The following is a 20,752-nucleotide window of genomic DNA, read 5'->3' as shown; positions in this document are numbered from 1 at the left end:
CGGCGGCCGTCCCTCGGGGCGTCCCCCCGGCCCCACACGCTCCTCCCGGGCCGAGCCGGCCCCCCCCCCCCCCCCCCCCCCCCCGCCCCCCCCCCCCCCCCCCACGGCGGTGATCAGTCGGAAAGTCCGCGCCAGAAGGCGCACCGGTGCTCGTCGCCGAGGTCGACCGGGCCGATGCCGCCCTGGCTCGCGGGTTTCAGGCTGAGCACGGTCCGGCCGGACGGGGTGAAGGCGTGCCAGGCGGGTGCGCCGGCGGCCTGGGGCCTGCCGCTGTGGGCGAACGACGTCCAGTAGCCGATCATCTGCCGCGCCAGCCGCCACTGCTCGGAGGTGAGCCCGTCCCATGCCTCGCCGTCCAGGTCGAACAGGTAGGGCAGGTCACTGGCGTGCTGGGCGCCCAGCGGGAAGTCGGAGGGAATGCCGGCGATGTTCGGGGCCTGGGCGTCGGCGAACTCATAGGCGTACACCGTGGTGCGGGCGGCCATCGCCTGGTTGCCTTCCAGCGTCGGGCAGGCCCATGCGCGGTCGCTGCTCACCGTCGCCCAGGCCAGGGCGGGCGAGGAGAAGGCCGTCAGCGGATACTCCCGCATCACCGTGCCGGCCTGCTCGCCGAACGCGCTCTTCATCAGAGCGGGGTAGTTCTCGGCGGTCACCGGGATGCCGGCCTGTGCAGCGCCGGCGACGAAGCCGCTGCTCTCGCTCCTGGTGGCGCCGGAGATCACCGGCACGCGCAGGAACCTGCCTGTGCGCAGTGCCTGCGCCGGGTCCAGCGGCAGCAGCGGCGTGCCGTGGGCGAGGGCGGAGCCGAACCTTTCGTTGATCTTCATCAGCTCGGAGACCGGCTTGGAGCGCAGGCACTCCAGCTCCTTGCCCGCCGCGCAGCCGAGCTGCCTGGCCGCGGCCAGACCGATGTCCCGGCTGGTCTTCAGCGATGCGTATGGCGTGAACGGCGGCATGTCCGGAACGGGGACGTAGGTGCCGGACGGCCAGTTGAGCGTGCACGTCCCCGACTGCATGACGGCCTTGTCGACCAGGCCGCGCGTGGCCGGGGAGGTCAGCAGCGCGCAGGTGCTCATCCCGCCGGCGGACTGGCCGATCAGCGTCACGTTGCCGGGGTCGCCGCCGAAGGCCGCAGCGTTGCGCTGCACCCATCGCAGGGCTTCGAGCTGGTCGGCCAGCCCGAAGGTGCCCGAGCCCGGCAGCCCCGGCAGCGCGAGGTAGCCGAACGCGCCGAGCCGGTAGTTGGGCGTCACCACGACCACCTCGCCCTGGCCGGCCATCCGCCGGGCGCCGTACATGCTGCCGGAGCCTTCGACGAAGCCGCCGCCGTGCAGCCACACCATCACCGGCAGCGGCTTTCGAGACGCCCTGGCCGGTGCGGTCACGTCGAGGAACAGGCAGTCCTCCCCGCCGAGCTGCTTACCCCTATCCGCCTGCGGGCATGGCCGGCCGGGCTTGGTGGCGTCGGCCACCCCGCGCCACGGCGCGACCCGCACCGGCTCCTTCCACCGCAGCCTCCCCAGCGGCGGCTGCGCGAAGCGGATCCCCGAGTACGTCCTGACGGCGCCGTCGTCCACTCCCCGTATCCGGCCCGAGTCCAGCTTCACGATCGACGGGCGCGGCTTCGGCGCCGTGGGCGGCTGCGCCGCGGCCTGCGTGACGCACGCGGTCAGGGCAAGGCAGCCGCCGGTGACCAGAGCGAGTAGCCGCCGCATCGGCGGGCTCGCCATTGACGTGGCAAAACGCGATCTTTTTGCGCTCATGCGGGCCAGTTTCGCCCCGGGCCGGAGGTCGCCGTGAGGTACGGACGTTGCGGCTTGGCGATCGGTTGTTGCGAATCAGCGCGACCAAGGACCCAGCGGCCGGGTGGCGGCGCCGGTGAGACGCCAGAGCGAGGTGACTTCCGCAGCGCGGGCGGCATGGAGGAAGTCAGCGGTGTCCCGCGCTCGTGGATGCTGCGGCCTGGTGTCGATTTTGTCCACGACGTGCAGGCCGGCTGCCTTGATGTCGGCGAGCAGTTCACTGCGGGTCCTGAGTCCGAGGTGCTCGGCCAGGTCCGACAGGATGAGCCATCCTTCCCCTCCCGGTTCGAGATGTGCGGTCAGCCCGTACAGGAAGGCGCGGAGCATGCTGCCGCCCGGGTCGTAGACGCCTTGCTCGACGGCGGAGGTGGGCCGGGCCGGAATCCAGGGCGGGTTGCAGACCACAAGGTGCGCGTTTCCGTCCGGAAAGAGGCCGGGGCCCACGACGTCGACGCGCCCGGTGAGGCGCAGCCGGCGGATGTTCTCGCGGGCGCAGGCCAGGGCACGCGGGCTGATGTCGCTGGCCACGACGCGGTCGATTCCCCGTCGGGCCAGGACGATGGCGAGCACTCCCGTTCCCGTTCCGAGGTCGAACGCGGTACGGCGACCCGCGGGGAGCGGCGCATGTGCGACGAGGTCGACGTATTCGCCCCTGACCGGGGAGAACACGCCATAGTGCGGGTGGATGCGGGCGCCGAGGGCCGGTACTTCCACGCCCTTCGTACGCCACTGATGCGCTCCGATCACGCCCAGGAGTTCTGTGAGCGAGACAGCCATCGGCCCGGACGGCGGACCGTACGCTTCGGTGCATGCCTGGCGCACGTCGGGGGCTCTGCGCAGGTTGAGGCTGTAGTCGTCTTCCAGCAGAACGAGGAGCCTGCCGAGCACGCGGGCCCGGTGGGCGCGGGCTCTGCGGTGCAGGTGGAAGGACTCCGCCGGGCTGCCGCCCTGCCGGGAAGGTTTCCGGTCGATGCGGCGGCCCATCGCCTGCAGGAGTTGACGGGCGTTGTGGAAGTCGCCCTGCCACAGCAAAGCGGTTCCTTCGCAGGCCAGACGGTGAGCAGTGTCGGCTTTCATACGGTCGTCCGCGCCGACGACCCGGCTGGGAGGCGGTGTTGCACTCTCGGAATGCCAGTGAGCGGAACGGAGAATGCCTGTCTCGGTCCAGTGAATGGTGGACACCACGTACTCCTCGTGAATCGAACGTGCAGGGGCACGAAGAGCACTTCGACGAGGAGCAGGGCGAACGGCCCGTGCTGCTGCAGCACGGGCGCGCGTTTCAGGGCAGGTAGGGCTACCGCTCCCGCGTCGAAGCGCGAGAGGAGAGATCGCCGAGAACCATGCCTAGCGTCACGAGCAGCCCTTTCGGAGAGATGACACAAGAGGCTCGCACACCTGCCCCTCCGCAGGCAAACCAGGGGGCCGCCCGCTGCGGCTGGGCAGGTCGGGCAGGCGTGCCTCACCGCCGGTGATGGAGTCGTTCAGTCCCTGCTGTTGTAGGCGCGCAGCTCATGGCGTGCCTGGTGGCAGCTCCGGCGCCGGTCCTCGCGGCGGATGTGACTCCACTCCCGGCCACCGCCGAGAATGCCGCATTCGAACAGGTAGTGGTCAGTGGCGCCCCAGTAGCAGCCGCTTCTTCCGCGGCGGTTCATGGACGCGCTGTCGGCGGTGATCTCCTCCGGCAGCGTGCACGGCCCGAACCGATGATCGTGCACGGGACGGCAGTTCACCATTGGCGCTTCAGCCATGCCCACCCACCAGGGCCGGGTCTTGTCGGTCTTGCTCATACGGTCACCTTTCGGCTCCGCGACGCCCCGGGATGGGGCTGTCACAAGACCGGATGCACCGTGATCACCTCCGCATTCGCCCGCCATGTCGGAGCCGGAAGCTTATCGCGTTGGACTTGCCCCACCCTGTGCAAGCCGTAACTCCGCTCCGGTCAGCCAGGTCCTGCACCGCGCCCTGGACGGTCCGCAGGGGGACGGCCGACAGGCGTGCCTGGTCGCGTTCGGAGCCGGCGGGGCCGGTTAGCGGGCTGGGCGGGAGATCAGCGCTTCTATGCCGTCCAGCAGGAGATCGAGGCCGAACTGGAAGTCGGCGTCCTCGGTCCAGCCGGTGGAGTCCCTGAGCAGGCCGGCGCGCATCATGGCCGACAGTGCCGGGTACGTCGCGGGGTCCAGGACCTCGGTGAGTATCTCGCCGTACTCGGTGGCGCCCTTGGCCCTGGCAGCGAGTTCGGTGCCCCCGGCGCCGAGCGAGTGCGTGAGGGTGGCGTCGGTGAGGGCGTAGCCGGTCAGCACCGTGGCGGCGTGGAATCGCTGGCCGTCGTCCAGCCCGGTGTCGGACAGCGCGTCCAGGGCCCGGTCGAGCCAGAGCAGCCGCCGTGGGCCCATGGGCGGGGTGCTCGGGCGCAGCTCCAGCAGCCAGGGCCGCGACAGCAGGACGTCGCGGGTGAGCCGGGTCCACGTGGCCAGGTAGGGGCGCCAGGGCAGGTTCCCGCGTTCGGGCGGTGGGGGAACGGCGCTGTCGGCCATGACGGTCAGCAGTTCGTCCTTGCTGCCGACGTACCGGTAGAGCGCCATCGGGGCGACGCCCACCTGGGCGGCGACGTTGCTCATGGAGACGGCGGCCAGCCCTTCGGCGTCGGCGATCTCGATGGCGGCCGTCGTGATCGTGGCCAGGTCCAGGCGCGGCCGGGGGCCTCTGCGCGTGGTGGGTTCGCGGTCCCACATCCGCGCCACGACGGGTGGCAGCTCTGCCATCGAACATCCTCTCGTGCGATCGGGATCTGTGTATGTCATATAGGCTAATAATTGCGTATGACGTACAGAGTAGGCCGTACATGATGATGGAGGCGTGATGGAGATCCGTACGTTCGCACCGGGCGACCGTGCCGAGCTGCGTGAGCTGTTCGGGCGCGTGGGGGAGGGCGCTCCCACGGCGTCGCTGTGGGGGCACGTGGACTCGGAGGCGGCCGTCTACCTGGACCCCTACATGGAGCTGGAGCCGGACTCGCTCTTCGTCGCGGTCTCCGGGGGCGCCCTGGTGGGCTACCTGACGGGGTGCCTCGACAGCGCGAGGTTCCCCGGGGAGGGGGAGCGCATGGAGAAGGCCATGCGGACCTACAAGCTGATGTTCCGGGCCAGGCCGGCGGCCTTCTTCGCGCGCAGCCTGGCCGACCTGGCGTGGGCCGCGGTCCGCAGGCAGCCCCGCGTAGGCGAGTTCGCCGACACCCGGTGGCCCGCGCACCTGCACATCAACGTGGCACCCGAGGCCCGGGGGACCGGCGCCGCCGACGGGCTGATGAGCCGGTGGTTCGACCGGCTCAGGACGGCCGGATCTCCCGGCTGCCACCTGCAGACCCTGGTCGAGAACACCCGGGCGGTGCGGTTCTTCGAACGCATGGGCTTCGCCGAGCACGGCCCGGCGCCCCTGGTGCCCGGCCTCCGGCACGACGGCCGGCGGGTCCACCAGCGGACGATGGTCTGGAGCGCCGGCCCCGCTGCCGGAGAGGCCGAGGCCGCAGCGCGGACGTCCGCCTGGCGTCGATGAACCCGGGCCGCACCGCCGGCCGAGCGCGGCGCACGGCTGCTTCACCGGCCCAGCACGGCGGAGCACGCCCGGCGATGCGGTGCCGGCAGGTTGAACTCCTGCCACTCCTGCGCCGTCATCGACCTGCCGGCCGCGACGCAGGCCGAGGCGAACAGGTCACGGTCCGCGGGAAGGCCGACGTCCCAGCGCCGCATGGCCGCCTCGACCCCACCTCCGGCGCTGACCAGCGTGCGCCCGTCGGCGCTGAACGCCATCGCCGCGACATACGCCTCATGGCCGGTGATCGCGGCGCCGATCGGCTGCTGGGTGGCCACGTCCCACAGGCGGATCCTCCTGTCGTTGCCGCCGCTGGCCAGGAACCGCCCGTCGGGGCTGAAGGTCAACGAGGTGACGCCCCCGTCGTGCCCGGTCATCGGCGTGCCGATCTGGCGGCGGGTCGCCACCTCCCACAACCTGATCGTCCTGTCCACGTCACTGCCGGCGCTGGCCAGGATGCGGCCGTCGGGGCTGAACGCCAGCGCCATGATCGTCCCCGTATGCCCGGTGAGGGCCGCGATGCGGCGCTGGGCGGCTGCGTCCCACAGGTCCACGACGTTGCCGTCGAACTGGGTCGTGGCGGCCAGGACACGACCGTCGGGACTCAACACCGCCATCGGGTACGACGCCCCTTCCAGCCGCATCGGGACGCCGATCGGGCGGCGCGTCGCCACCTCCCACAGCCTCGTCCCCTCCCGGCCGAGCGTGAGCAGCGCCCGGCCGTCCCGGCTGAAGAGCAGGTCATCGACGTACGAGCGATCAGCGGTGAACGCCTTGCCGAGACGCCTGCGTCCCTCCACGTCCCACAGTTGCACCGTGCCGTCCCCGGTGACCACGGCCAGCGTGCGGCCGTCCGGGGCCGGCGCCGCCAGGTGGCCGGTGAACGGGACGCCGATCGGGCGGCCGGCGGCCACCTCCCACAGGCGCACCTTGTCGTTCTCGTCCGTCGTGACCAGGGTGTGGCCGTCGGCGCTGAACCCCGCAGACATGAGATCGTCCGTCCCGGTGGTGAGCGGAGCCCCGAACTGGCGGAAGATGGACACGTTCCACAGCCGGACCGTCTTGTCGAGACCCGCGGTGGCCGCCGTCCGGCCGTCGCGGCTGAAGGCCATCGAGACGACCTCGTCCGTGTGGCCGCCGAGCGTGGCGCCGAGCTGGCGCCGGGTGGCCACGTCCCACAGCTTGGTCCCGTCACCCCCGGTGGTGGCCAGGACCCGGCCGTCGGGGGAGAAGGCCACATGGTGAGGGTCGTGCCCGCTGCTGATGGAGCCCTTGCTCCGGAGGGTGGCGACGTCCCACAACGCCACCTCCGTGCCGTTGCCCGCCCCGGCCAGCGTGCGACCGTCCACGCTGAACGCCACCGATTTGATCTCGTCCTCGAAACCGACGGCGCCGATCTTGCCGCCGGTCGCCGCGTCCCACAACGTCACGACCTTCTCGCTGGTGGTGGCGAGCCTGCGGCCGTCGGGACTGAACGCCACCGACCCGATCCCGTAGCCCTGCCCTGCGAGGAGGCGGATCTGGCGGCGCGTGGCCACGTCCCACAGCTGGGCGCCCTTCCCGGTGTGACCGGAGCCGGCCAGGGTGCGCCCGTCCGGGCTGAACACCAGCGTGCTGAGGTCTTCCCGGCTCTTCAGCGGCCCGCCGAGCGGTCGGCGCGTGGCCACGTCCCACAGGCGTACCGTGGCGTCGGCGGCAGCGGCGGCGAGAACGCGGCCGTCCGGGCTGAACGCCACCGCGTCGATCTCCGTCTTCCCCCTGGTGAGCGGCGCGCCGAGCTGGCGCCGGGTCGTCACGTCCCACAGCCGGACGGTGCCGTCCTGACCGGAACTGGCCACGGTCCGGCCGTCCTGGCTGAACGCCACTCCTTCGACGGCCTCGGCGTGCCCGATGAGCGAGCCCTTGCCGGGTGTGCTCGACGCGCTGAGCAGGGCGCGGCGGGCGTCGTCGGTGGGCGCGAAGTGCCAGGCGGTGGCGGCGAGCGCCTGCGCCTGGAGGGGATCGCGGGTCAGGACGCGTTCGCTCTGCGTGGCGAGCTGACGTGACAGGGCCTGACGGCTCTGGATCTCGGTCAGCCGCTGCTGCGCGTCGGCGTCGCGAGCCGCGAGGACGGCGGTCCCGGCGCCCGCCAGCGACGTGATCACGAGAGCCACCAGCGTCACGAACGTCGCCCGCCGCCGCCGCGCCAGCCGCCGCACGGCCTGGTCGCCGGCTCGCAGGAAGTCGCGGGCGACCTCCCCGAGCGCGGCCTGCTGGGCGGGGTCGGCCTCCCAGCGCCGCCGCGCGGGAGCGATCGCGGCCAGTCGGGCGCCGCTGTAGAGGTAGCCGGCCTGGCGGTGGTGGGCGTCCCAGCGGGCGGCGTCCTGCGCGAGCTGCTGCAGCGCCAGCAGATCGGCGCGGTCGGCCTGGAGCCAGGCGCGCAGCCGGGGCCAGGCCCGGATCAGCGCCTCGTGGACGATCTCCGCCCGGTCGCTGTCGACCGTGACGAGACGGGCGCGGGTGAAGGCGTCGAGCACCGTACGGGCCAGGTCGTGCTCCTCACCGGCCGGCAGCACGTCGGACAGCGGCGCGGTCCTGCGGGTGTCGCCGGTGTTCTCGCCCAGGTGCACCAGCCGCACCAGCATCCGGCGGGCGAGCCGCTGCCCGTCCTCGCCCAGCCCGTCCAGGATCTGATCGGCGGTACGGGCCAGCGCCTGGCCGATGCCGCCGGTGGCCCGGTACCCGCCCAGGGTGAGCACGCCGTTCTCGCGGCGTTGCCAGGTGGCCAGCAGCGCGTGCGAGAGCAACGGCAGCGGCGGGCCGCCCAGCCCGGCTCCCAGGTCCTCCAGCAGCAGCTCCACCAGCCCTTCTTCGAGGGCCAGGCCCGCCAGCCGGGCGGGCTGCTCGATCACCTCGCGCAGTTGCTCGCGGCTGAGCGGGCCGACCACGACCGGATGCTCGAGCGCGTGGGTGAGCTCGGGGAAGGAGGTGCAGTGACCGAAGAAGTCGGCGCGCACGCCGATCACGACCGCGGCGCGGCGCGCCGCCGCGGCCAGCACCGCGACGAACGCCGCCCGCTGCGCCTGGTCGGTGCATTCGGTGAACAGCTCCTCGAACTGGTCCACCACGATCACCGCGTCCCCGGGCAGGGCCTCCACCAGCTCCGCCCACCCCGCTTGCTCCGCCGGTTCCGCCCGTTCCGGGACGTCGGCGACGGCCTCGATCGCCTCGCGCAGGCGCGCCGGCGGGGCCGCGCCCGGCGTGAGCAGCAGGCAGCGGCGCACGCCCAGAGCCGGGATCAGCCCGGCCCGCAGCACCGACGACTTCCCCGCCCCCGAAGGGCCGGCGACCAGCAGCGGCTCCCCGCCGCAGCGGCGCACGCGCTCCTCCAGCGTGCGCGTGAGCTCCGCGCGGCCGAAGAACAGCGCCGCGTCCTCCTCCCCGTAGGAGTGCAGCCCCAGGAACGGGCTGCGGCTGCCGTCCTGCGCCGCCGGGGCGGGCAGCGGGCGTCCCGCGGGAAGCCGGTAGGCGACGTTGACCGCGAAGGGACGGCGCCCGGCGGCGTCGGCGGCCTGCCTGCGCGGCAGCGGCAGGCCGCGCGCCCGCAGATCCCGGTTGAGCGCGGCGTGCACGTCGTCCAGGGACAGCAGCGGCGGCCCGGCGGGATCCCCCTCCGACAGCAGGCGGATCAGCGCCCCGGTGAACGCCGTGTGCCGCTCGCCGGGCAGCGACCAGGCGGCCTCGTCCATGCTGGTCGCGGTCAGCAGGTAGCTGTCCGGCCAGCCCGCGGCGCGGCCCGCCCAGCAGCAGTCCAGGATCACGATGCTGAGCCTGGCCCGGCTCCTGGTCAGCAGCTCGCGCGCCTCGGCGTACGGCAGCGCCTGGTTGCGCGGCGGCCCCCGTCCCAGGTCCACGCTCGCCCGCGTGGCCAGGTACAGCCGGTTGTCCGGTCCGATCACTCCGTGGCCGGCGTACCAGAACAGCAGCACCTCGCCCGCCCGCCCGGCCAGGGCGTCGATCTCCGCCGCCAGGTGGGAGGGATCGGGCGGATCCAGCAGGCAGGTCACGTGCTCGCGGGCCAGCCCGGTGGCCTTGACCAGGGCGTCGGCGAGATCCCGCGCGCTCGTGGCCGCCGCGGGCACGTCGCCCGTCAGCGCCCCGGGAACATGCCGGCTCGACCCCACCAGCAGCGCCCGCACCCCAGGGCCGGACAGCAGCCCCGGCCGGTCAGTCACGCGGGCCCTCCGCGGGCGGCAGCCCGTCCTTGAGCGCGGCCTCGACCTGCGCGGCCAGCGCCCGGGTCTGCTCGGCGTTCAGCGTCCTGACGCGCTGGGCGCTGACCTCGACCTCGGTGTCGCCGTCCGTCCTGCGCACCTTGACCGTCACGTCGCTGGTGCGGTAGCGCAGCCAGGCGATCAGGACGCCGGCCACGGCCGCCACCACGCCGGCCGAGCCGGTCACCACCTGCACCGCCTCGGCCACCGGGCCCAGCGCCCCGGGAGGAGGCTCGCGCTCGACCAGGCGCACCCAGCGGCGGACCAGGGGATCCTCGGACAGCCACGCGTGCAGCTCCCGCACCTGGCCCGGCGCGCCGTCCACCGCCAGCACGCCCTGGCCGGCATCCGAGGTCTCGTTCGAACCGCTTCCCATGCCACCCCTCCGCGAGCCGGTACGGCGATCGCCACCTGGGTATCGCTCCGGCCGGTCCCAGCGCTACCCGCCTGGACGCGGATACCCCGGCGTCACAGAGCCGGCCAGGCAGGACGCCCGCGGTCCCGGTTGCGGTGTCAGGGGGAGACGCCGGGGACCGCGGGCAGTTTCGGTGAGCCGCCGTCGGAGGTCGCATCGGGAACGTCACCCCGCAACCGGCAGGAGGTGCTGCGGCTGTTGGACGGGTTCAAGCTGATCGGTCGTGGCCTAATTCCGGTCCAGGAACGGCAGGTCGGCGAGGGGCCCCGGATCCCCTGCTGGACGGCTACGTCGGCCGGCTCAGAGCCGGATGCCCTTGATGATCTGCGCAAGCTCGGGTACGAGAGGCTGGCTGGCCATCACGGTGACGACGACACCCTTGCGCTCGACCCAGCCCGCGTACTGGCCGTGGCCCAGCGCGCCGTCGCCCTGCTGGGTGAGCACCTGACGGTCACCGATCTTCACGGTCTTGGTCTTTCCTGAGAACGTCCCGATGTCGAACGGCCCGTTCTTGAGCTGCGCCAGCTTGCTCGCCTTCGGCCAGCACACCACCCTGACCCACAGCGACCGGCTCCGGCGATCCACCTCGCTGCGGTCGTCAGTCCACTGGTAGCCATACTCGGTGATGCCGTCGTGCTTGTTGACGACCACCGATCCGTTCTTGAACCCCTTCGGGATGTGGTTGACGCGGACCCCCTTGATAGCGGTGGCGCCCCTCGGCGGCTTGTCGACCTTGGAGTCGTACGACCGCTTCACCTCAGCCTTGGTCGGGACGGGGCAGTTGGGGCGCTCGGCGGCCTGGGCCGGGAGGGCCACCACAGCCGCGGCGACGGGCAGCACGGACAGCACGGCGATCTTCTGCAGCTTAGTCATACCGGGTTGGATGCGACGGATTCGCGAAAAGTTCAGTAGCACGCGGCCCTGCGGTCACCACGGCAACGCCGACACCACCGGACTGTGAGAACCGCCGGCTGCTTCTCGCCGTGGACAGGCTTTGAACCAATACGGGGAAACCGGTGGCCCGGGTCGGATCTACGCTGGGATGGACATGGAATGGGAGGAAGCCATGAAATTCATGGACGTCCACCATGGCATGACCGGCATCACCGCGGACCAGCTCAAGCAGGCCCACGACGCTGACCTGGCCATCCAGGATGAGGAGCGGGTCACTTTCGAGACGGCGTGGGCCGATCCCGACTCCGGGCTCGTCTACTGCCTGTCCGAGGCGCCGGACGCCGACGCGGTGCAGCGGATCCACCAGCGTGCGGGGCACCCGGCCGACGAGATCCACCCCGTGCCGCTGACCGTCTAATCGCTCGGACACTCTTCCCGGCAGCGGGAAAGGTGAAGGGCTGCGGCCGATGCGCACATGTGCGCGAGCAGCATGCTCGGGTTCCACGGGCGAGGCCGGCAGGGCCGACGGCGCGAGCTCCGCGCCAGGCGTACGCGGACGGCCACTTCCAGCAACCCCGCTCCAGCCGTCATCGGCGTACCGCCTGGCCGATTGCCGGATCGATCTGCGGCAGGCAGAACAGGGAGAAGACGCTGCTGTCCATGAACGCGACAATGCGCTCTATCCCGGCCGGGGAAACGGCGAGCACGTGGAGGGCGTGGGCGCGCCAGGCACCGTCCCGGGTCGCGAGGTAGATCGCGACGCCGGGTTGCCCGTTCGTGTCGACGTGGACGAACTGCGCCTGCCCGGCGGCCGGCAAGCGGGGCGCCAGGAAGCGGGCGACGGCTTCCCGGCCCGCGAACCAGGTGGGGATCGGCGGCATCTCGAAGGTCGCCTCCTGCGCCAATGTCCGCGTCAGCGCGTCGATGTCGGCCCCTTCGAACGCGGTGACGTAGCGCCGCAGCAGCTCGCGCTGACGCTCTTCGGTGGGTTCGGCGAGCTGCAGATCAGGCCCGGGGAGGTTGCCGAGTTGTGTCCTGGCCCGCTGCAGCAGGCTGTTCACGGACGCGACGGTGGTGTCGAGCAGCTCGGCGACCTCGGCGGCGCGCCACATCAGCACATCGCGCAGGATCAGCACCGCACGCTGTCTGGGCGGGAGCACCTGGAGGGCGGCTATCAGCGCCAGGCGCAGCGTTCCTCGATCAGCTACCACCTCGGCCGGGTCTCGCGCCTCGTCGGGAACGCGGGCCGGGAAAGGCTGCAGCCACGGGATGTCCCAGCGCGGTTCGGCCGGTGCGGCAGGGTCGCCGGCGGGCCCGCCGAGGCCGGACGGCAGGGGGCGGCGGCCGGCCTGCTCCGCGGCGCGGAGGCAGGCGTTGGTCGCGATCCGGTACAGCCACGTCCGCAGAGAGGACCGGCCGGCGAACGTCCCGTAGGAGCGCCAGGCGCGCAGGTAGGTCTCCTGCACGATGTCCTCCGCGTCGTGCACGGAACCCACCATGCGGTAGCACAGTTTGAGCAGTTCGTCGCGGTACGGGTCGGCCAGGCGAGCGAACTCCTCGCCCGGCTTCACTGGCTGTGTCACATCGACTCCCGTCCGCCTCCGCAGCGGCGGATCGTTGGGGCTGGTGTTCCGCGCTCCCGAGCTTGCGGCACGGAACACCCCGGAAGGGGCTCACCCGGCGGCTGACGCCTGCGTTTCCTCCGCCTTGCGCATCTCGTACGTGTCGAACACCACCACATCAGAGATGATCTTGCCGTCCCGGACGACCAGGTGATCGACGGTGCGCAACGTACCGAACGGTCCGGTTCTCATGTCGTAGACCACCACCGCCTGCTCGGCGTCACCCAGCGCCGCGATGATGTCCACGCCCGTGACGACCTGAGCGAACCCCCCGATCGCGGCCGTCACCGCTTCGGCGCCCTCGAGGCGGACCCGGGGGCTCTGGAACACCACGTCCTCGGCCAGGCACTCCGTGACCGTGGCCATGTCACCGGTTCCGAATGCCTTGATGAACACCGTCGCGACGTCGACGGCCGTTCTGCGCTCTGCCATGAACACTCCTCCGTACTTCTCCACCGATCGATCACGCCGCGGGCGGCGCGTCCCGCATCCCGCCTTTACTGATCCGGCGAACGGATGTCAGGCGGCGCGCCGCGGGCGGGTCGCGGTTGAATAGTCAGAGATCGGCCGCGACGAGCGAATGGCCGGCACCAGCTCATCGCGGATGAAGTCCTCGATGCGGTACGCCGCCTGAGTCGCGGGCGGGGGTTCTTCCCGCGGTGCCTCACCCAGCGCGGTGGCCATCGCCCAGGTCTGGTTCAGCAGCGTCGCGAAGCTGCGGCCGGTGCCCGCCGCCATGAGGTCCGCGATGTCGGCCTCGGCGGAGGTCTGCTCCACCCCTACGGGCCGGTCGAGGTGCTCGCTGAGCAGCGTGGCGATCTCCCGCATGGTCATGGGCCGGATGGGATGAACGGGTGCGGCGCTGACCCCGCGAAAATGCAGATCCCCCAGCAGGCGTACGGCGACGGCCGCCACGTCGCGTGCGCTGACCAGTTGAAGGGTGGCGTCGGTGCCGAGGGGCGAGCTGAGAACGGCCCGCTCCCGCAGCGGCCCCAGGAAGTAGTAGAGGATCTCGAAGAAGCTCGGCGGCTGGACGTGCACCACATTGAGGCCGTCCACCTGGTTGAGGATGGATTCGATGGTGGCGTGCCCGGCGATCAGGCCGCTCACGCGACCGTCGTCGGCCCCCTTCGTGCTGATGAACGCTGCATGCCGCAGCCCGGTCCGCTCGGCGGCCGAGGCGTAGACCCGGGCGATCCTACGCTGGTGGCGGGGAAAGTCCGGTGCGGCAGGACGCGGCGGCACGATCAGCAGGGCGCCGTCGACGTCGGCGAACGCGTCCTCCACGTAGCCCTGGTCGGCCAGGTCACCGGCGAGGACCTCGGCTCCGGCCGCCTCCAGTTCCTTCAGACGCGCGTGGTCGCGGCCCATCACGCGGACCTGGTGACCGGCTCGAAGGAGCCCACGCGCCGCGTAGCCGCCGACGTGTCCGGTCGCCGCGGTCACAGCGTAGGTTCGTGCGTTGTCCATCAGTGCCTCCAGCGTTCGGATCCTCTGGATGAATAGATCCGTCAGCCCTGCCGAACTCATCGCCCGGCCGCCGCTCCATGACTCCTGAGCGGGGTCATGGAGCGGCGGAGGCCGGTGATCAGGAGGACACCGTCAGCACGATCTTGCCCTGGATGTGCCCCCGCGCGGCCCGCGCGTGCGCGCTGGCCGCTTCGGACAGCGGGTAGGCGCTGTCCACCCCGACCTGGAGCTTGCCCTCGTCGAACAGGCGCCCGATCTCGGCGAGCTGGGGGCCGTTGGAACGCACCTGAATGATCGAGACGGTGATGCCCAGACGCGCCGTCTCCTCCGGGTCGTACTGGGCGAAGAACACCGGAAGCATGGTGCCGCCACGCTTGAGCACGGTCAGGAACCGTGAACTGTCCGGGCCGCCGACGGTGTCGATCACCAGGTCGACGCCGCTGACCACGTCGGCGGCCCGCGTCGTGGTGTAGTCGATGAACTCGTCGGCGCCGAGCTTGCGCAGGAACTGCTCGTGCCGCCCCGAGGCCACCGCGATCACGCGTGCCCCCTTCCACTTCGCCAGCTGCACCGCGAAATGACCCACTCCGCCAGCGGCCCCGTTGACCAGCACGGTCATCCCCGGCGTGATCGGCACCGGCCGGTGCACCCGGCCGGTGAAGGGAGAGGGCACGTCGTGGCCGAGATCGACCAGGTACTGCCAGGCCGTCAGCAGGGCCATCGGCGCACCGGCCGCCTCGACGAAGCCGATACCGGCCGGCTTGTGAGCCAGGTCGGAAGCCGGAGCGGCCACGTACTCGGCGTACGTGCGGCCGTCGAATCCGGGGAACCGCAGCATGCCGAACACCTCGTCACCGACGGCGAACCCGGACACATCCGGAGCGACCGCCTCAACCACGCCCGACATGTCCGTTCCGGGGATGAGCGGGTACTCCAGCACCGGCCTCATCTCGGCCGGTATGACCTTCATCCCCTCACGCAGGTACCAGTCCGGCGGATTGATGCCCGCCGCGTGCACCCGGACGAGCACCTCGCCCGGGCCGATCCCGGGAACCGGCACCTCCTCGTACCGCAGAACCTCCGGCCCGCCCGCCTCGTGGAACTGGATCGCCTTCATCGCGCCCATCGCTTTCTCAGGGGAAACGTTGCCCCCTAAGTCAAGGCCCTGGACCGCGTGGCCGTCCAAGACCCCTCCGGCAACGGGCCATTCCGAAACAGCATGACGCGTACCCTGAAGCGGTGAACGATCTCGGACGGGACCTGGAACTGCGGCTGGTGCGCTACTTCACCGTGGTGGCGGAACACCAGCACTTCGGCCGGGCCGCCGCCGACCTGCACGTGGCCCAGCCGGCGCTGAGCCGCCAGATCCAGCGGCTCGAGAAGTACCTCGGCACACGACTGCTGGACCGCACCTCCCAGGGCACCCGGCTCACCCCGGCCGGCCGGACATTCCTGCCCCGGGCCCAAGCCCTGCTGCAGGCCGCCCGCGAGGCCGAAGTGGCCGTGCGCGAGCAAGCCCGGAGCGAACGCATCACCATCGGTTACGTCGAGGACCTGGTGATCACCACCGTCGTACGGGAACTGCGCCACCGTCACCCGGACGCCGAGATCACCACCCGGCATCTGAGCTGCCGCGACGTCGGCGCACTGTCCGAAAGGCGCGTCGACGCCCTGATCGCGCGGACCCCGTTGCCGCTGGCCGCCGACGACGTATTCACCACCCCGCTGTACGAGGAGCCCCGGATGCTCGTCGTCCCTCGCGGCCATCCCCTGGCCGGCCGCGCGTCGGTGACCGCGGAAGAACTGGCCGGCCAGGAGGCGGCGCCGTGCGCGTTCGAGACCGCGGACTGGACGTCCTACCGGATCCTCGGGTCCGGCGTGCCGCCGATCGAGAGCTACGAGGACAAGCTCGAACTCGTCGCCGGTGGCCGGGCGATCGCCGTCCTGCCGGTCGGCGATCGGCGCAGCTCACTGCGTCCCGACCTCGTCACCGTCCCGATCGAGGGCGCTCCGCCCAGCCAGGTCGTCCTGGCCGGCCGCAGGGGCGACCCGAACCCCATGCTCAAGAGTCTCCGCCTGGCCGCCCGGGCAGTCCTAGGAACGTCCTGAAGATCTTGGTGGGCGAGCCGGCTCAGCCGCTGGTCATGACGTGATCGGGTCGAGAGCCCACATGAGGACCAATCACCTCCGCTTCCGGTGAACTACCTCCTTGTCGCCCTTGCCCGGATACGCCATGATCAGCAGCCGTTGCCCGCTCTCCGCCTCGCCCTTCCAGGGGAACCAGGCGTGGTGCACGCGGATGCGGTAGTGACCCTTGCGCCCGTTGAGGGCGAGGTTGGGCAGCTCGGTGCCGCTGAGGCTGTCGTAGAGCACGATCTCGCCGCCCGGGCTGTGGTAGCCGACCTCGACCACCTTGTCCCAGCCCTTGGTCTCGACAGGCGGCCGGCGGGTGTAGGTCTCCAGGGTGACGCAGAGGTCGAAGTCGGGGTGGGTCATGACGGCCAGGATGCCGCGAGAGGAGGAGACCAGCCCGTTGCCGGGGTCCGTGTCCGACGCCGCTTCCTCCTCTCCTTCTCCCTCGTACGTCTGCAGCACCCCGTAGTCGGTCCACTGCGGCTCCTTCATCCGGATCGCCCTGGCCGGCTTGATGCGCGGGCGGTGGCGCGGCGTGGCGTCGCACATGGCTTGGGCGTCGGCCTGCATCGCCGCGATCTCCTGGTCCTGCTTGGCCTTCGCGGCCTCGACGATGGCGGTGGCGCTGGGGCAGATGCCGGCCAGAGGATCGGTGAGGGAGGCGCGGCCGATCTTCAGCCGGGCCAGCTCCCGTGGGTCGTTGCGGGTGTGGACGCCGCACAGCCGGCGCCCGTAGGCGAGCACGACCTGGTCGGGCGTGGTGGCGGGGAACACGTGCAGGCCCCGCGCGCCGTCGTCGCCGCGCAGGGAGCACACGAACTTCTGCTCGGCCGTCAGCTCGCGCGGCGCCGCCTGGCCCGTGTCGACCTCCCACGGCGCGGGCAGGTCGCAGTCCGTGGCGGGGCCGCGGGGCTGGTCCGCTGCGGGCAGCAGGCACAGGGCCACCGCCGAGGCGAGCCCCGCCAGGAGGACATGGTGGCGGATGCGGTGGGCGGGCGGGGCGGCGTACAGGAGGAGCAGGATGAGGCCGGAGGCGGTGAGCGCGAGGGCGTACCAGAGCGGGGAGATGCCGGGGGAGAGGAGCTGGGCGCTCTCGTAGGGGAAGGTGGCGCCCGGCTCGACGTAGAGGCTTTCCGGGTAGAGCCACAGCTCCCCGAAGAAGGTGGAGTCCTCCGAGGTGAACGCGCTCACGGCGCCGGCCCCGCCCAGCAGGAACAGGCTCAGCGTCGTGCCGCGCAGCAACGTGCGCGTCCGCCGCCGCACGGCCACCAGGATCAGCACCGCCGGCGCGCCGACGCCGACGAGGAGGTCGAGCGCGAACCAGTACGCGGTGGCCTCCGACCCGGTGAACTCGCGTACCACGTCGCCCAGCACGTTCTTCGGCCCGAGCCAGAACGGGATCCCCTGCGCGAGGTTGACGGCGGCGGGGACCAGCGGGAGCACGATCGCCACGGCCGGCAGCGGCCACCACCTGGCGCGTACCCGCACGGGCTCCGTCCGGGGAGAGGGAGGCTGGAGCGTGCCCAGGTCGTGGGCGGAACGTGCCCACCAGACCAGCGAGAAGACCGAAACCGCGCTCAGGAGCGAGGGCATCAGCAGCTCCCACGCCACCGATTCCGCGCCGCCGAACGCCACGATCGAGATCGAGCCGGACGAAAGGAGCGAGAAGAAGACCGCGATCACGCCGGCCCGTACCGTCGCGCCGTTCCAGCGCGGATCCCGCGCCTGCGCCACCAGCAGGGACACCAGACATACCGACCACAGGGCGTCCAGCGCCCAGGTCCAGTTCTGCCCGGCGAAGAGGTAGTTGCCCCTCTGGTATGCGATGGTGATGACGCCGTCGTACACCACGCTGAGCGTGCCGGTCACGAGCATGAGCACCCGTGGCCATCGGCGGGGGTTCCCCCGCAGCACGCGGAAGAACAGCCATATCGCCACGAGCTCGACCACATCGGCGACCAGGGACATCCACCACAGGTAGGGGATCGGCAGGTCCCAGGACAGGACGTATACGGCCATGGCGTAGAGAGCGACCCGCAGCAGCCGTACCTCCCGGCCGTACCGCGCCGGTTCCCCGCGCAGCCGTCCGCGCAACACCTCCCGGTACGCCCACGCCTGCACCGCGGCGATCGGCACCAGCAGGGCGGCCAGCCACGGCCACGCCCGGATCTCGTCCGCCAGGTATCCGTTCGGGTCCGCGACGACTCTCCACAGGGGGACGAGGTCGCCGGTGACCAGCCCGACGACGGCGAGGACGCCCACGGCGGCCACGTAGAGGGCCGCGAAGCCGGCTGCGAATCGGCCGAAACGATGGCGGCGCATGAGGCACTCCGGCATGGGGGGATGTGGAGGAAAGCGCCCAACCTTACTGATCACCGGCTAAGTGGATCAAGCGCCGGCTGCAGTCGCCGGAGGCACGGCGGGATGTCCCAAAGGGATGTGGCCGATGAGTCATTGACCGCACACGGGTTGTTTCGTACGTTCATGGGGCTCGTCGGACGGCATCGCCGGGAGGCGCTCATGACGGAACTGTCCAGCACCCCATGGCCATGGCCCGACCTTCCGCCCGGTCCGCTCGGCACCGCCTCCCCTGAACTGGCCCGCAGGCTCGCCGAGGCTCCGGCGGAGCCCGTCACGATGCCGAGCGGGGACCAGGTGCCGATGATCGTCGGCTATGAGGACGTCCGTACCGTTCTCGCCTCGCCGGCCAGCAGCCGCAACCTGCGCGAACCCGGGCTTCCCAGGATGGTCAGCGGCACCTCCCTCGAGGACGACCCCTCGGCACTGATCAACCAGGACCCGCCGGAGCACACGCGGTACCGCCGCATCATGCAGGGCACCTTCACCCCCAGACACATCGAACGCTGGCGGCCACGCGCGGCCGCGATCGCCGGCGAGCTGATCGACGCGGCCGGCCAGGGGTTCGACCTGGTCACCGATTTCGCCCTGCCGCTGCCCGCGCGCGTGATCTGCGAGATGCTCGGCGTCCCGATGGACCGGTTCGACCAGTTCCGCGGCTGGACGGAGATGTTCCTGTCCACGTCCGAGGCGAGCGCCGAAGCCAGGGGAGAGGGATTCGCCGCGTTCATGGCGTACGCCGGCGAGCTGATCGCCGAGCACCGCGCCAAGCCGGGCGACGACCTCATCGACCTGCTCATCGAGGCGCGCGACGAGGGGGACAGGCTCAGCGAGCCGGAGCTGACCCACATGGTGTTCACCCTGATCATGGCAGGGCACGAGACCACCGCATCGATCATCATCCGAGGCGCGTTCCGCCTTCTGTGTCACCCTGACCAGTACGCGCAGCTGGCGGCCCGCCCCGAGCTCCTGGAACCGGCGGTGGAGGAGATCCTGCGCTGCGAAGGTCCTGGAGGGAACGGCCTGCTCAGGCTGGTCACCGAGGACATCGAGCTGCCCGGCGGCGTGATTCCCGGGGGCACCGTCGTGCTGCCCAACCCCACGGGCGCCAACCACGACCCGTCGGCGTTCGACGACCCGCTGCGGTTCGACATCCGGAGGTTCGCCGGAACGGCGCCGCCCAATCCGCACCTGACGTTCGGCCACGGCCCCCACTACTGCCTGGGGGCGAATCTGGCCAGGATGGAACTGCAGGAAGCCTTCCGCGCCCTGGTGACTCGGCTGCCCTCCCTCCGCGCCCAGGAGGACCTGTCGACGCTCCGCTGGACCAACGACGGACTCATCCATCGCCCGGTCCGGCTCCCGGTCAAGAAGAACGCGTCTTGACCGGCCTCTTGATCCGTGTAGGAGGAGGGGCGGCAGGACGAGCCGGCGGGGCATGGCGTTGTCCTCGGGCCAGGGCCAGGCCGAATGGGTCAACTACACCGACACCCACGGCGCGACCAGGGTCGGGTTCGCCTTCACCGAGCTGCTGGGCTTCAAGCTGCTGCCCCGGATGAAGAACATCGGCGCGATCGAGCTGTACAGCCCTGACACTGTTCAAACTGCCTGGCCGAAGGTGGACAGGATTCTCAATAAGCGGCCGATCGACTGAGACCTCATCGCCCGCAACTACGACCAGATGATCAAGTACGCGACGGCGCTGCGGCTGCGCACGGCGGAAACCGAGCAGGTGCTGCGCCGGTTCATGAAGGGCAACGGCCCCAAGCATCCGGTCTACCTGGCGCTGGAAGAACTCGGCCGGGTGGTGCGCACCATCTTCGCGTGCGACTATCTCGCCAATGCGCAGCTGCGCCGGGAGATCAACAGCGGCTTGCAGGTCGTGGAGAACTGGAACAGCGCCAACGACAAGATCTTCTACGGGCGCGAAGGAGTGCTGACCGGAGCCGACCGTGAGCACGCCGAGGTGTCCATGCTTACCCTGCACCTGCTGCAATCCTCGTTGGTGTTCATCAACACCCAGCTCCTACAGGCCGTTCTGCGAGATCCGCAGTGGGCCGGCAAACTCACGGAGGAAGACCGGCGCGCGCTCAGCCCGCTGTTCTGGGCTCACGTGAACCCCTACGGCCGGTTCCGGCTGGACATGGACACCCGGCTCGACCTCACTGCGGCCTGAGCAGGTCCCCCGGCGTCGGGTTCTTGCGCTGGGAAGCATGC

16 protein-coding genes and 1 pseudogene are annotated in these 20,752 nt (G+C 71.2%); 5 read left to right on the top strand and 12 right to left on the bottom strand.

The features are described from left to right. Positions 1-113: 113 nt before the first annotated feature. The 4 genes from AB0J53_RS42645 to AB0J53_RS42630 form a co-directional block, all read right to left on the bottom strand. Positions 114-1,715 carry a carboxylesterase family protein gene (locus AB0J53_RS42645; RefSeq protein WP_364183402.1) on the bottom strand — a complete coding sequence of 534 codons (1,602 nt, stop codon included), beginning with the start codon at positions 1,713-1,715 and terminating at the stop codon, positions 114-116. Between the two features lie 123 nt (positions 1,716-1,838). Further along, the gene (locus tag AB0J53_RS42640; protein ID WP_364183400.1) at positions 1,839-2,984 is read right to left on the bottom strand and encodes a class I SAM-dependent methyltransferase; all 1,146 of its coding nucleotides are present in this window, start codon (positions 2,982-2,984) and stop codon (positions 1,839-1,841) included. 299 nt (positions 2,985-3,283) lie between these two features. Beyond that, positions 3,284-3,589 carry a hypothetical protein gene (locus tag AB0J53_RS42635; RefSeq protein WP_364183398.1) on the bottom strand — a complete coding sequence of 102 codons (306 nt, stop codon included), beginning with the start codon at positions 3,587-3,589 and terminating at the stop codon, positions 3,284-3,286. Positions 3,590-3,829: 240 nt separating this feature from the next. Then, complete coding sequence (locus AB0J53_RS42630; protein ID WP_364183397.1) at positions 3,830-4,564, bottom strand: TetR/AcrR family transcriptional regulator; 735 nt, start codon at positions 4,562-4,564, stop codon at positions 3,830-3,832. A 97-nt stretch (positions 4,565-4,661) separates the two neighbouring features. Between AB0J53_RS42630 and AB0J53_RS42625 the strand changes: the two genes are divergently transcribed. Then, positions 4,662-5,354, top strand: a complete 693-nt coding sequence (locus tag AB0J53_RS42625; RefSeq protein ID WP_364183394.1) for a GNAT family N-acetyltransferase — start codon at positions 4,662-4,664, stop codon at positions 5,352-5,354. Between the two features lie 41 nt (positions 5,355-5,395). On the opposite strand, the gene AB0J53_RS42620 is transcribed toward AB0J53_RS42625, so the two are convergent. From AB0J53_RS42620 to AB0J53_RS42610, 3 genes are all read right to left on the bottom strand, one after another. Beyond that, the gene (locus tag AB0J53_RS42620; protein ID WP_364183391.1) at positions 5,396-9,604 is read right to left on the bottom strand and encodes a caspase family protein; all 4,209 of its coding nucleotides are present in this window, start codon (positions 9,602-9,604) and stop codon (positions 5,396-5,398) included. Next, positions 9,597-10,019, bottom strand: a complete 423-nt coding sequence (locus tag AB0J53_RS42615) for a hypothetical protein (protein ID WP_364183390.1) — start codon at positions 10,017-10,019, stop codon at positions 9,597-9,599. Before AB0J53_RS42615 ends, AB0J53_RS42620 begins: the two co-directional genes overlap by 8 nt. Before the next feature lie 339 nt (positions 10,020-10,358). After that, complete coding sequence (locus tag AB0J53_RS42610; RefSeq protein WP_364183387.1) at positions 10,359-10,931, bottom strand: hypothetical protein; 573 nt, start codon at positions 10,929-10,931, stop codon at positions 10,359-10,361. A gap of 193 nt (positions 10,932-11,124) precedes the next feature. Between AB0J53_RS42610 and AB0J53_RS42605 the strand changes: the two genes are divergently transcribed. Further along, positions 11,125-11,370: an SCO4226 family nickel-binding protein gene (locus tag AB0J53_RS42605; protein WP_364183384.1), complete on the top strand. Its 246-nt coding sequence runs from the start codon at positions 11,125-11,127 to the stop codon at positions 11,368-11,370. Positions 11,371-11,539: 169 nt separating this feature from the next. Here the strand turns inward: AB0J53_RS42605 and AB0J53_RS42600 are convergent, their stop codons facing one another. The 4 genes from AB0J53_RS42600 to AB0J53_RS42585 all read right to left on the bottom strand — a co-directional run bounded on the left by AB0J53_RS42600 (position 11,540) and on the right by AB0J53_RS42585 (position 15,161). Then, positions 11,540-12,535 carry a sigma-70 family RNA polymerase sigma factor gene (locus tag AB0J53_RS42600; protein ID WP_364183382.1) on the bottom strand — a complete coding sequence of 332 codons (996 nt, stop codon included), beginning with the start codon at positions 12,533-12,535 and terminating at the stop codon, positions 11,540-11,542. Positions 12,536-12,625: 90 nt separating this feature from the next. Further along, positions 12,626-13,030 carry a nuclear transport factor 2 family protein gene (locus AB0J53_RS42595; protein ID WP_364183380.1) on the bottom strand — a complete coding sequence of 135 codons (405 nt, stop codon included), beginning with the start codon at positions 13,028-13,030 and terminating at the stop codon, positions 12,626-12,628. Positions 13,031-13,093: 63 nt separating this feature from the next. After that, the gene (locus AB0J53_RS42590) at positions 13,094-14,104 is read right to left on the bottom strand and encodes an NAD(P)H-binding protein (RefSeq protein ID WP_364183377.1); all 1,011 of its coding nucleotides are present in this window, start codon (positions 14,102-14,104) and stop codon (positions 13,094-13,096) included. 58 nt (positions 14,105-14,162) lie between these two features. Continuing rightward, positions 14,163-15,161, bottom strand: a complete 999-nt coding sequence (locus AB0J53_RS42585) for an NADP-dependent oxidoreductase (protein WP_364183374.1) — start codon at positions 15,159-15,161, stop codon at positions 14,163-14,165. Between the two features lie 122 nt (positions 15,162-15,283). Between AB0J53_RS42585 and AB0J53_RS42580 the strand changes: the two genes are divergently transcribed. Then, positions 15,284-16,153 (top strand): LysR family transcriptional regulator, encoded by an 870-nt coding sequence (locus AB0J53_RS42580; RefSeq protein WP_364183371.1) that lies wholly within the window; start codon positions 15,284-15,286, stop codon positions 16,151-16,153. Between the two features lie 72 nt (positions 16,154-16,225). Here the strand turns inward: AB0J53_RS42580 and AB0J53_RS42575 are convergent, their stop codons facing one another. Further along, entirely contained in the window at positions 16,226-18,499 is a 2,274-nt protein-coding gene (locus AB0J53_RS42575) for a hypothetical protein (RefSeq protein ID WP_364183368.1), read from the bottom strand. A gap of 198 nt (positions 18,500-18,697) precedes the next feature. Between AB0J53_RS42575 and AB0J53_RS42570 the strand changes: the two genes are divergently transcribed. Then, a complete protein-coding gene (locus AB0J53_RS42570) occupies positions 18,698-19,921 on the top strand; it encodes a cytochrome P450 (RefSeq protein ID WP_364183365.1) in 1,224 nt (407 codons plus the stop codon). Between the two features lie 52 nt (positions 19,922-19,973). Continuing rightward, positions 19,974-20,711, top strand: a pseudogene (locus AB0J53_RS42565) (Tn3 family transposase). Positions 20,712-20,752 lie beyond the last annotated feature (41 nt).

This window comes from Nonomuraea sp. NPDC049725 (genome assembly GCF_040674795.1).
Classification (GTDB): domain Bacteria; phylum Actinomycetota; class Actinomycetes; order Streptosporangiales; family Streptosporangiaceae; genus Nonomuraea; species Nonomuraea ceibae.
The sequence above is the reverse complement of the archived record's forward strand: the minus strand, read 5'-3'. Positions and strand labels throughout refer to the sequence as shown.